General features: G+C 71.9%; 8 protein-coding genes and 1 pseudogene. 5 read left to right on the plus strand and 4 right to left on the minus strand.

The window, feature by feature from the left end; genetic code table 11:
* Positions 1-16 precede the first annotated feature (16 nt).
* From QOZ89_RS20035 to QOZ89_RS20045, 3 genes are all read right to left on the minus strand, one after another.
* On the minus strand, positions 17-1,330 hold the full coding sequence (locus tag QOZ89_RS20035; RefSeq protein WP_071052509.1) for an ABC transporter substrate-binding protein: 1,314 nt from the start codon (positions 1,328-1,330) through the stop codon (positions 17-19).
* A gap of 182 nt (positions 1,331-1,512) precedes the next feature.
* Positions 1,513-2,805, minus strand: coding sequence for an amidohydrolase family protein (locus QOZ89_RS20040; RefSeq protein ID WP_241842212.1), 1,293 nt, complete (start codon positions 2,803-2,805; stop codon positions 1,513-1,515).
* Between the two features lie 18 nt (positions 2,806-2,823).
* Complete coding sequence (locus QOZ89_RS20045; protein WP_312624490.1) at positions 2,824-4,548, minus strand: N-acyl-D-amino-acid deacylase family protein; 1,725 nt, start codon at positions 4,546-4,548, stop codon at positions 2,824-2,826.
* A 146-nt stretch (positions 4,549-4,694) separates the two neighbouring features.
* Between QOZ89_RS20045 and QOZ89_RS20050 the strand changes: the two are divergent.
* Positions 4,695-4,844: pseudogene (locus tag QOZ89_RS20050) on the plus strand (transposase); the annotation flags it as partial.
* An 86-nt stretch (positions 4,845-4,930) separates the two neighbouring features.
* On the opposite strand, the gene QOZ89_RS20055 reads toward QOZ89_RS20050, so the two are convergent.
* Entirely contained in the window at positions 4,931-6,379 is a 1,449-nt protein-coding gene (locus tag QOZ89_RS20055) for a class I adenylate-forming enzyme family protein (RefSeq protein WP_198543504.1), read from the minus strand.
* Positions 6,380-6,455: 76 nt separating this feature from the next.
* On the opposite strand from QOZ89_RS20055, the gene QOZ89_RS20060 reads away from it, so the two are divergent.
* The 4 genes from QOZ89_RS20060 to QOZ89_RS20075 all read left to right on the plus strand — a co-directional run bounded on the left by QOZ89_RS20060 (position 6,456) and on the right by QOZ89_RS20075 (position 12,341).
* Positions 6,456-8,492 carry an NADPH-dependent 2,4-dienoyl-CoA reductase gene (locus QOZ89_RS20060; protein ID WP_312624495.1) on the plus strand — a complete coding sequence of 679 codons (2,037 nt, stop codon included), beginning with the start codon at positions 6,456-6,458 and terminating at the stop codon, positions 8,490-8,492.
* A 217-nt stretch (positions 8,493-8,709) separates the two neighbouring features.
* Entirely contained in the window at positions 8,710-9,612 is a 903-nt protein-coding gene (locus tag QOZ89_RS20065) for a PaaI family thioesterase (RefSeq protein ID WP_312624497.1), read from the plus strand.
* A gap of 221 nt (positions 9,613-9,833) precedes the next feature.
* A complete protein-coding gene (locus QOZ89_RS20070; RefSeq protein WP_312624499.1) occupies positions 9,834-11,552 on the plus strand; it encodes an N-acyl-D-amino-acid deacylase family protein in 1,719 nt (572 codons plus the stop codon).
* Between the two features lie 3 nt (positions 11,553-11,555).
* Complete coding sequence (locus QOZ89_RS20075) at positions 11,556-12,341, plus strand: SDR family NAD(P)-dependent oxidoreductase (RefSeq protein ID WP_312624501.1); 786 nt, start codon at positions 11,556-11,558, stop codon at positions 12,339-12,341.
* Positions 12,342-12,377 lie beyond the last annotated feature (36 nt).

Raw genomic sequence — 12,377 nt, forward strand, 5'->3', positions numbered from 1 at the left:
ACGCGCCCGGCCGGCACTAGTTCTCGATCGGCGTGACGCCGACGGGCAGATAGTCGGTGGGCTGCCCCTTGTCGTCGAGGGTGGTGGTCAGCCAGCCACGGACGCAGACCGCCGGCTCACTCGGGATGGCCTTGCCGTTGCACCGGAACCGCAGGCCGCCCGCGCCCGGCAGGTCCTGCTCCGGCATCGCCCGGATCGCGGCGACGATGGACTCGGCCGTGACGTCACCGGAGATCTTCGCGGTCGCCAGCTGGAAGGCGGCGACCTGCGTGAACATCGACAGCCCGGCGACCCTGCCGGTGTCGATGCCCTTGCCGCCGTATGCGGCCACGACGGCCTTGTAAAGGCGTGTCGAGGGGCTGTCCACGCCGACGGGCGCGACCCCCGGAACGACCAGTCCCTTCAGGAAGCTGCTGGGCACCGCCGTCCGGGTCTTGTCCGACATGCAGTTCGGGTGCGGGACCACGACGCCGGTGAACCCGACGGCCCGCAGTCCGTTGAAGGCGCTGATGCAGAACGCGTCGTTGCCCACGACCTGCACGACCCCGGGATCGCCGCGAGAGATCAGGCTCTGGATCTGCGGTGTCATGTCGGCGGTGCCCGGGGGAATCGGCACGACCTCCAGCTGGAGGCCGGCCGACTTGAACATCGCCGGCGCGACATCGTTCCAAACGCCCATCGCGGCGGGGACGTCGATCGTGATGGCGGTGACCTTCTTCGCCCCCTTGTCCTTGGCCTGCTGGATCACCGCCTTGACCGGGTAGGAGAAGTCGGTGAGGAAGAACGTCGTGTCGGCGTTCTTCAGCATGTCTCCGGCCCCATAGCTGAGGAACGTCGGCATATGCGCCTGTTGCAGCGGCTGCCAGATGCTCTCCACGACCGAGGAGGTGCCGACGAGGACGGCGGTCACGTTGTCCTCGACCATCCGGTTCGCGCAGTCCGTGCCGTTGGCCGGGTCGGCGAGGGCCTTGCACGTCACCAGCTCGATCGGGTGGCCGGCGATACCGCCCTTGTGGTCGTTCAGGTAGCCGACGGTGGCCTTGGCGACGGCGGTCTCGATGGACAGGTCCGAGACGGGGCCCTTGTCATCCGAGATCAGCCCGATCCGCACCGGCGTGCCCTTCGCCGGGTTGGACGGCCCCAGCAGCCCGCCCGCGCTTGGCGCTCCCGACGAGGAGGCGCCCGCGTTACCGCCGCTACCGCCACCGCAGGCGGCCAGGACGGCGACCAGGCCGGCGGCTAAGGCCGCCGCGCCCCAGCGCGTGGCCGCAGGCCGCCGCCATCGCCATACGCGGTCAGCCCGGTCGGGCGAGATCTCTGTCCTGAGCATGCCTGGTCCATCCATTTCGGTCAGGTAAGGAAAAGGGCGGTGAAATCGGCCCGTTCCTCGGCGGTGCCAGGGAACGGGCCGAGGTTCGGTGCAGGTCGGCGCGGATCGGTGGATCAGTGCGGACTGGTGGATCAGTGCGGACTGGTGGCGTCGGTGCGGACTGGTGGCGTCGGTGCCCAGTGTCAGCCGAAGGTCAGTTCCCGGGCGTTGTCGACCATGATCCGACGCTGGGCTTCGGGCGCGAACCCGGCCAGTGCGGCCAGGAAGTCCTTCGGCGCGCCGAGTCCTTCGGCGTGCGGCCAGTCCGAGCCGAACAGGATCCGCTCGACCGGCAGGTGCACGGCCAGTTCCTCGACGTTGTCCTCGACGAACGGCGCGACCCAGCAGTGCTCGATGAACTGGTCGACCGGCGAGTCCTGGAACATGCCCGGGTTCTGGGCGGCCAGCAGTTCGAGGCCATGCAGCAGCGGCCCGACCCAGGTTCCGCCGTTCTCGATATAGGCCACGCGAACGCCCGGGAACCGGTCGAACAGGCCGTGGGCCACAAGGGCGGCCGCGAAGTCCTGGACGAGCCGGTGCTTCATCAGCATGTTCACGAACGGCTCGCTCAGCGTGATCGCGTTCGTGTCGCCCTGGCGCTGGGCGGCACCGTAGCCCCAGGCGCGCGCGACCGCCGCCTCGACCTCGCGGTAGCCGTCATCGAAGCCGGCGTGCGGCGCCACCACGACGCCTGCGTCCTGGACGCGCGCCCAGAACCGGTCGAACATCGGGTCGGCTGGCGATCGGGTGCCGTCCGGGGTGAACGCCGGCCCGTTGCGGATGCTCACGACCCGAGCGCCGCGGTCCAGGCACCAGTCCAGCTCCGCGACCGCGCCGTCGACGTCCGACAGCGATAGGTACGGGACCCCGAAGATCCGGTTCTGGTAGGCGAACCCCCAGTCCTCCTCGAGCCAGCGGTTGAAGGCCCGCAGCACCTCCAGCGACGCCTCGATGTCGGGCTGCATCGGCCCCTCGAGGCAGACGGCGTGCGACGGGAACATCCATGCCGCCTGCACGCCCTGCACGTCCATGCACGCCAGCCGCGCGTCCCGGTTGAACCACTCGGGATGCTCGGCGGGCACCTCGCAGGCCAGCTCCGCGCCGACCGAGCCCTTGTCGGAACGGCCGCTGAAGTAGTCGTACAGGGCACCGGGCCGCGGCCGCGGGTGCGCGTCCCCCGGCCCTGGCAGAATCGGATGCGGCCGGTCGCCGACGAAGTACCGGAGAGCGCCGTCTACCTCGACGACCCGCAGGCCCCGATCGGCGAACGCGGGGTCGCGATGCCGGGTGAACGCGTCGCTCGACTCCCAGTAGTGGTTGTCCGCGTCGAACACGGTCTCTAGAGGGCCAAAGGGTGTGCGAAAATGATCTTCCTTCGCACACCCGGCGGCCGTTGTCCCCAGGATCACTAACGGAGAGGCATCGTTGTCTGCCATCACGTCTCGTTCCTGCGCTCAGTCCGTGCCGTGGCGAAGAAGCCGGCCTGGAGTCGCCTTCGTGCACTCGCCGTCGATGAAGGTGGTCTTCCCGTTGACGATAATCCGGTCGTAGCCTTTGGCCTTCTGAACGAGGCGCCATTCACCGGCCGGGTAGTCCCAGAGGCGCTCGGCGGGCAGGCTGTCGACCGTCTCCGGGTCGTACACGATCACGTCCGCCGGCACCCCCTCGGCGAGGAAGCCTCGGCCCTTCAGGCCCGCGGCCGCCGCCGGGTAGGCGGACAGCCGCCAGTGCGCCTGCTCCAGCGTCATGATCTCGTGCTCGCGGACCCACAGCCCGAGCAGCTCGCTCGGGTACCGCGCGGTCGTCACGAACTTGGTGTGGGCGCCGCCGTCGCTGACACCGGGCAGCGCGACCGGGCAGTTCGCGATCTCGCGCATCGACTCCGGCGGGGTCTCCAGCAGCGGCGTGGCGAATCCGACGCGCAGCTCGCCCGCGACGGCCACGTCGAGCATCGCGTCGATCGGGTGCTTGCCCTCACGCGCGGCGATCTCGCCGACTGTGTAGCCCTCGTAGGTCTCCTTGAGCTCCCTGGCCCGGGCGACATCGCTGGAGATCCAGTGGACCTTGATCTGGTCGAGCGGGTAGCCGGCGCCGAACAGGCCGCCGCGCTGCTCGTGGATCTCCTTCATCGCCGCGCGCCGCGCGGGGTCGGCGAGCTTCACCCGCTTCTCGGCGACCGTGCCGAGCAGAGCCTCCTTCCAACACGGAATCGCGTCGGCGAGGTTGTACTCCTCGAATGTGAACTCGGAGGCGAAGTTGGTGGTGAGGGCCTGGGCGAAGACGCGGACGCCCTCGCCCTCGTTCAGCTCGACCAGACGGGCGAGCGCCTCCTGGTGCGACAGCTGCTGGCCGCCGTGCTGGTTGAGCGCGCCGTCGGCGAGCAGGGCGTTCCAGATGATCGGCCGGCCGCTCTCGCGCGCCATGAAGGCCGCCGTCTCCAGCGGGGCGGTCACCTGGGCCACGCCCCGGCCCAGCGAGCCCAGCGCCTGGCAGAACGCCCGCAGGTCGCGCTCGCTCATCAGGTCGGTCACCATGGGCGTGCCGTCGTAGTCAAGCTGGACGTTGCCGACGTCGCCGAGGATCTGCGCGGACAGGCCGCAGGCACCGGCCTCCATCGCCTGCACCAGCAGCTCGCACATGCGCCGCAGCTCGTCGTCGGTCACCGCCCGGCCCTTGGCCTCGTCAAGACCCACCACATAGCCGTACAGCGGCGAGAGCGGTACGAACGACATGACGTTGACGCCCTTGGGCGCCCGGCCGAGGCTGTCGAGGAACTCCGGGAAGGTCTCCCAGTCCCACGGCATGCCGACCCTCATCGTCTCCATCGGCACGGCCTCGTTGCGGGACAGGCTCAGCATGGCCCGCTCGCGGTCGGTGGGCTTGCAGGGCGCGAAGCCGAAGCCGCAGTTGCCGATCACCACGCTGGTGACGCCGTGCCAGCCGGACATCGTGCACCACGGGTCCCAGAACAGCTGGCTGTCGTAGTGCGTGTGCAGGTCGACGAAGCCGGGCGCGACAACCTTGCCGGACGCGTCGACCACCTCGGCGCCGTCGCTCGCGCTGATCCTGCCGATCTGGACGATCCGGCCGCCGGCGATGGCTACGTCGGCCTTGTAACGAGGGGTCTGTAAGCCGTCGATGACCGTTCCACCTTTGATCACCAGGTCGTAGGGCGGCATCCAACCATCACGCGCCTTCCAAGCTCGACATCGACCTCAATGTTGAGCTTCATAGTGACCTGGAGCACTATGGCGGTCAACCCGGCGTGGGTCGAGCCAAGAAGGCCGCTGCTCAAGGAGGCGGTGGCAGACGCCCGCCCGCTGCGGCCGGACTGACGAGCAAAATCCACCTGGCCTGCGACGGGCAGGGCCGGCCGCTGTCCGTCGTGCTGACGGTGGGCAAGGTGAACGACTCGCCCCAGTTCGAGCAGGCCATGGCCGGGATCAGCATCCGTCGCGACAGGCCGGGACGACCCTGAACCCGACTCGATCATGTCCTGGCTGACAAGGCGTACAGCTCCCGCGCGATCCGCAAGCCCCGTGTCGGTGCGGCCGGTGGTGCTCAGTCACCCTGCGCGGGCACAGACGTCTCGGCCAGGGCTCGGCGCGACAGCTTGCCCGCGGCGCCGCGGGGCAGGGACTCGACGAAAGCCCAGCGTCGGGGCACCTTGAACCCGGCGAGCCGAGCCCGCAGATAGCCGGTCAACTCTTCCTCGCTCGGCGGGCTGCTCTCGTCGGCGGGCACGACCCAGGCGGCGACCTCCTCCCCGAGGCGTCGGTCGGGCACGCCCGCGACGGCCGCGTCCGCGACCGCGGGATGGCTGCGCAGCAGGGTCTCGACCTCCAGCGGGCGGACGTTCTCACCGCCGCGGTTGATCGTGTCCCCGGTCCGGCCTGCGAGGTAGACGTAGCCACCGGGCTCGATGCGCGCCAGGTCGCCGGTGCGCAGCCAGCCGTCCCTGCCAGGGGCGAACACGTGGTCGCCACGCGCGCACAGCTCGCCGACGCCGTCCGCGCCGGCGCCCTCGACACGCAGCGCGACGCCGGGAGCGGCCCGGCCCACGGACGAGAGCAGCTCTGGGCGGCCGGTGATGGCGGCATGGTGGTCGTCGGCCGTCAGCACGCACAGGGGCGAGCCCTCGGTCTGGCCGAACAGATTGGCCAGCCGTACACCGGGCAGAGCCGCGAGTGCCGCGCGGAGCGTGTCGGGATGGATCGGGGCCGCTCCGTACTGCACCCAACGCAGCGCGGGCAGGGCCAGCGCGTCGGCGGCCAGGAGCATCTCGATCATGGTGGGGACGAGCAGTGCGTGGGTCACGCCCAGCGGTGTGAGCGCCCGCCAGGCGTCGATGGAGAAGGCCAGAAACGAGACCACGGTCGCGCCCGCGGCCACCGCCACGGCAAGGTTGCCCAGCCCGGCGATGTGGTGGAACCCGGCCGCCGTGACGAACACGTCCCCAGGACCGAGCTGCACGACGGACTGGTAGGCCCGGACGCGGGCGGCGAGTGCTCGCTGCCGGTAGGCGATGGCTTTAGGCGCGCCGGTCGTGCCTGAGGTGTGCAGAACCATGGCCACGTCGTCGGCCTCCGGGGCGGGCAGTCGCGGGCCGCCGACCGGCAACGGGTCCGGCAGCACCACAAGCTGGCTGCCGGTGGCCCACGCGACCTCGGCGGCTAGCGGCGCGAAGCAGGCCTCGGCAAGCAGCACCCCACCACCCAGGCCTCGGGCCATGGCGGCGAGCTCCGCGACAGTCAGCCGAGAGCCGAGCGGCGCGATCGGCCGTCCGATCGCCGCGCCGGCGATGACGAGCGCCAGCGCGGGGCCGGTGTCCGCGACCAGGGCGGGAACCGGCCGGCCCCGCGGAAGCGCCAGGCCGGTCAGCCAGGCGCCGACGCCGCCCACCCGGTCCGCGAGGTCCCCGCGACTCCACCGGTTGGCGGTACCGACAACCGCCTCCTGGGCTCCCGACACGGCTCCAGCGACCAGCGCCGACCAGGTTCCCTCGCGCACGTCCACCTGGGTTGCCGGCCGGCCACCGTGACGATCTACGCTCGACACTCCACAATAATAACATTAAGTTATCTATATGAAGATCGTCGCCCGCTCCTACCCACGCCTGCTGGCGCCGCTGCGCGTGGGACCGGTCATCTTGCCCAACCGCATGGTCATGGGCGCGATGCACACCCGCCTGGAGACCCTCGACCGGCCGGTGGAACGGATGGCCGCGTTCTACGGGGCCAGGGCGCGCGGCGAGATCGGGCTCATCCTCACCGGTGGCTACGCCCCCCACCCGGACGGCCGCATGGATCCCGAGTCCGGCGTCCTCGACGACGACCACGACCTCGAGCCGCATCGGGCGGTGTGCCGCGCGGTCCACGACGCGGGCGGCCTGATCGCCCTGCAGATCCTGCACGCGGGCCGCTACGCCAAGGTGCCCGGCTGCGTGGGCCCGTCCGCCACAAAGGCCCGCATCAACCGTTACGCCCCGCGGGCGCTGAACACCGCGCAGGTCTGGGAGGTCGTCGACCAGTTCGCCCGCACCGCCCAGCTGGCGCGCGAGGCCGGCTACGACGGCGTCGAGGTCATGGGCTCCGAGGGCTACCTGATCAACGAGTTCACCTCACCGCGGACGAACGACCGCGCCGACGAGTTCGGCGGCGACCTCGACGGCAGGCTGCGACTCCCCGTCGAGACCGTGCGCCGGGTCCGCGAGCGTGTCGGCGAGGACCTCCTCCTGATCTACCGCATCTCCGCGGTGGATCTCGTCGAGGACGGCCTGACCGGCGAGGAGATCGCCGAGCTCGCCCGGCGGGTCGAGGCCGCGGGCGCCGACGTCCTCGACACCGGCGTCGGCTGGCACGAGTCGGCGGTGCCGACGATCGCCGCCAGCGTCCCGCGCGCGGCGTGGGCCTTCGCGACGCGCCGTGTCAGGTCCGCGGTCACGGTGCCGGTCATCGCGTCCAATCGGATCAACGACCCGGAGGTCGCCGAGAAGCTGCTCACGGACGGTACGGCCGACTTGGTCTCGATGGCCCGCCCCCTGCTGGCCGATCCCGACTTCGCCCACAAGGTCCGCGCCGGACGCTCCGACGAGATCAACACCTGCGTGGCCTGCAACCAGGCCTGCCTGGACAGGATCTTCACGGACGCCACGGCCTCATGCATGGTCAACCCGCGCGCCGGGAGAGAGATCGAGTTCCTGGCCGACGCGCCCGCCGTGCGCAGGCGGATCGGGATTGTCGGCGCCGGGCCCGCTGGCCTGGCGTGCGCCGTCACCGCGGCCGAACGGGGCCACGCGGTCACCCTCTACGACGCGGCGGACGAGATCGGCGGCCAGTGGAACCTCGCCAAGGCCGTCCCCGGCAAGGCGGAGTTCGCCGAGGCCATCCGCTACTACCGTGTCCGCCTCGCTCGCCTCGGCGTCACGCCGCGCCTCGGCCGGCCGGTCGACGCCGACAAGCTCACCGCCGAGGAATATGACGAGATCGTCCTGGCCACCGGCGCCACCCCGCGCCGGCCGGACATCCCGGGCCTCGACCACCCCAAGGTCGTGTCCTACGCCGACGTGCTGACCGGGCGGGTGGCACCTGGGCGGCGGGTAGCCATCATCGGCGCCGGCGGCATCGGGTTCGACACCGCCGACTACCTGGTCGGCGACCCCCAGCTCGCCCTGGACCCGGAGCTGTTCCTGCGGGACTGGGGCGTGGCGGACCCGGACGCCCGTCGCCGCGGCGACGTCACCGACCCGCAGGCGGCGGGCAGGGCCGCTCGCGAGATCACCCTGTTCCAGCGGCACGCCGGCCGTACCGGCCGCGGCCTGGGCAAATCCACCGGGTGGATCCTTCGCGGCCGCCTGAGCAGGGCCGGGGTCGCCGAGATCACCGGCGCCAGCTATCTCGCGATCAAAGTTGACGGCCTGCACTACTCCGTCGACGGGCAGGCCCACGTCCATCCCTGCGACACCGTCGTCATCTGCGCCGGCCAGGAGAGCGACCGCGGCCTCTACCAGGCACTCGCCGCCCGGGGCATCAGGGCCCACCTGGTCGGCGGCGCCGACGACGCCGAGGGACTCGACGCCGTCCGCGCCATCGACCAGGCCACCCGCCTGGCAATCACGCTTTGACGGCCGGCCGCGGCACGCCGCCGCGCAGGCCGGCCAGCGCGGCGGCGGAGCGCCGCCTCGTCTCCCCCGTCCAGGTCTCCCCCGTCGGGGGTCGCGCCGCGCGCGGGCACCGCCAACCCAGACGTTCTATTTAGAACAATTTTTTAGCTAATTCAGGTATCCTCCGTCCAGGACTGGACGAGCCAAGGAGGACAAGGTGCCGCGCGTCGGTGATCCGATGACCACGCCCGTCACGGCGAGCGATCCCGGCGCCGCCGCGGAGCTGGAATGGCTGCGCAAGGGACGGGGCCGAGGCGGCGCGGCGCTGCCCGTCCACGAGACCCTTGGCCTGCAGGTGCGCGAGGCCGAGGCCGGCCGCTGCGTCGCCCGGATGCCTGCCAGCCCCGCGGTGCTCGGCGCCGACCGGCGGATCCTCGCCGGTGCCCTGGCCATCGTCGCCGACGCGTGCTGTGGTTCGGCGGCGTCGACCGGGCTCCCGCCCACCACAGCGGTGCTCAGCGCCCAGCTGCGCCTGGAGTTCGCCGGCCCCACGCCGCCCGCGCCCGGCTGGGTCGAAGGCAGGGCGACACTCACCGCCGTCCGCGACGCAGCGGCGCTGGCCCGCGCCGAGCTGGTCGACCCCGCGGGCGAGCTGCTGGCCATCTGCTCGCTGCGGTCACTCGGCACGACGTGGCGCGCGCCCGCGACGGCGGCGCCACCCACCACCGTCCCCACACAGGGCCCGAACCAGGCACAGCCTTCCGACCCGCATCGACTGCTCGGCGTCACCAGCGCCGCCGCCGGCCGCGGTAGCGCCCAGCTCGAGCTCAGGCCGACCAGGGCGGTCGCGAACAGCTTCGGCGCGGTGCACGGCGGCGTCCTGGCCATGCTCGCCCACATCACGGTGGCGGACGCTGTCGCGACCCTGCTCGGCCCGGACGACGAGGCCCTGCCGCTCGACATCCTCGTGAACTACGTGCGTGGCGTGCCGGCGGGCGGCGGCCCGGTGAGCAGCGCGGCCCAGGTCACCCATCACGGCCGGCGGTTCGTAGTCGCCGAGGGCGAGATCACGGTCGGCGACGGACGCCTCGCCGTCCGGTTCTCCGCCAGCACGCAGATCCGCCCCGCGGGCCGCCCGTGACAGCCAGGCCGCGGATCCCGACCGGTCACGTGGCGGCCCGCACGGCGCTTCCGCCCGCGGCTTCCTGGTTCACCGGAAGACCGCGGTGCTGGCGGCCGAGGACCTGGTCCAGTCGCGGGTACTCCGCGCCCAACCAGTATCGATCGATAGTTGGCTGAAATTAATTAGTTAGCTTATTATGGCGTCCATGGCCTCGAGGTCGGGGCCGGCGAGGGAGAGTCATGTATGACCTGGTGATCCGTGGCGGCGAGGTGGTCGACGGGACGGGCGCGCCGGCGCGGCGCGCGGACGTCGCGGTGGACGGCGGCCGGATCGTCGCGGTCGGCGAGCTCACAGACGGCGCCGCCCGCACGATCGACGCCGAGGGACTCGTCGTGGCGCCCGGCTTCGTCGACGTCCACACCCACCTCGACGTGCAGGGCTTCTGGGACCCGACACTGTCGCCGTCCCCGCTGCATGGCGTGACCACGGCGCTGGCCGGCAACTGCGGCTTCACGGTCGCGCCGCTCGACGACACGTCCGGCGACTACCTGATGCGGATGCTCGCCCGGGTCGAGGGAATGCCGCTGGCGGCCCTGGAGAAGGGCGTGCCCTGGGACTGGCGCACGACCGCCGAGTTCCTCGACCGGCTCGACGGCACGCTCGCGATCAACACCGGTTACATGGTCGGCCACTCGGCCCTGCGCCGGGTCGCGATGGGACCGGCCGCCACCGAGCGGCCGGCCACGGACGACGAGCTGGCGACGATGAGGCGGCTGCTGCACGAGGGGCTCGCGGCCGGCGGCCTCGGCTTCTCGACGACCCGTGCCCAGAGCCACCACGACGGCGAGGGGCGGCCTGTCCCGTCGCGGTGGGCGACCGACGCCGAGCTCCTGGAGCTGGCCGCGGTGGCCGGCGAGCACCCAGGAACGTCACTGGAGTACCTGCCCACCGTGCCCGGCAAGGGCCCCTTCCCCGACGACATCGGCGAGCTGATGATCCAGATGTCGCTGGCGGCGGGCCGGCCGCTGAACTGGAACATCCTCACCGTCGCCGCGCGCACCCTCGACGACGCGCGCGCCAAGCTGGCGCTCGGCGACCAGGCGAAGGCCCGCGGGGCGAAGGTCGTCGGGCTGACCATGCCCGACACGCCGCCGTCGCGGTTCTCGTTCCTGTCCGGGTTCGTCCTGGACATGGTGCCCGGGCTGCACGACTTCCTGTTCCTGCCGCCGGCCGAGCGGCTCGCGATCCTGCGCGACCCGGCCCGCCGGGCGGCGCTGCGCGACGCCTGCGCGGCGCCGTCCCCGTACAGCCACCTGGTGGACTGGCGCAATCGGCACATCATCGAGACCTTCAGCGACGCCACCCGCGGGTATGCGGGGCGCGCGGTCGGCGAGATCGCGGCCGAACAGGGCCGCGACCCGTTCGAGACGTTCATGGACATCGTCGTCGCCGACGAGCTGCGGACCACGTTCTCCAACCCGTGGCGCACCCCGACCGCCGAGGACTGGGCCGCGCGCGCCGAGATCTGGCGCGACCCGCGCGCGGTCGTCGGCGCCTCCGACGCCGGCGCGCACCTCGACATGATCGGCTTCTTCGCCTACACGACCATGCTGCTACACCATGGCGTCCGCGAGCACAAGGTGATCAGCCTCGAGGAGGCGGTACGGCTGCTGACGTCCGTGCCCGCCGACCTCTACGGGCTGCGCGGCCGCGGCCGGCTCGCTGCTGGGTCCGCCGCCGACGTCGTCGTGTTCGACCCCGCAGCAGTCACCCAGCGGCCTCTGACCACCAGGTTCGACCTGCCTGCCGGCGCTGGCAGGCTCTACAGCGAGCCGGAAGGGATCGCGCACGTCGTCGTCGGCGGCACGCCGATCGTGGCGGGTAGGACGTTCACCGGACAGACCCCGGGCCGGGTGCTGCGGTCGGGACGCGACACCGACACGCCGGCGATGGTCTAGCCGGTGACCGTCGCAGTCAGCTCCGAGGCTGCCCGGTCGGCCGGTGAGCCGTTCGACGTGGGCGGCCGCGTCGTGCTGGTGACCGGCGCGACCTCGGGCCTGGGCGCGTGGATCGCCGAGGGGCTCGACGCGGCCGGGGCGCTGGTGGTCGCCACCGGCCGCCGGGCCGACCGGCTGGAAGAACTCGCCGCCCGGCTCCAGCGCTGCGTCGTCCTGCCCGCCGACCTGACCGACGACGACGCCCGCGCCGAGCTCGTCAGCACCGCGCTGGACACACACGGCCGGATCGACGGGCTGGTCAACAACGCGGGCGTCCTACGCGCAGTCCCGGCGCTCAAGGAGACCGCCGACGACGTCCGCGCTCTGCTGGAGATCAACCTGGTGGCGCCGTTGGACCTGGCCCGCCAGTGCGCGCTGGCGATGCGGGAGTCCGGAGGCGGCTCGATCGTCAACATCACGTCGATGTCGGGCATCGTCGCCACCGGGCTGACGGTGCCGAGCGCGGGCTACTGCGCCGCCAAGGCCGGGCTCGCGCACGCCACCCGCGAGCTCGCGGTCCAGTGGGGCCGCCACGGGGTGCGGGTCAACGCGGTCGCGCCCGGGATGTTCCCGACAGAGATGGTCGACGGGCTGGCCGAACCACCAGGCTTCTTCGCCGACCGGCTTGTCCTCAAGCGCACCGGCACCCCCGGCGACATCGTCGACGCGGTCCGGTTCCTGCTCTCCGACGCCGCCGCCTACGTCACCGGCCAGCAGCTCGCCGTCGACGGCGGCCGGACGATCACCTGACCTCGGTCAGGTCCTTCTCTCCACCACACCATTCGC

Origin of the sequence: Pseudofrankia coriaricola (genome assembly GCF_032027725.1) — a bacterium.
Classification (GTDB): Bacteria; Actinomycetota; Actinomycetes; order Frankiales; family Frankiaceae; genus Pseudofrankia.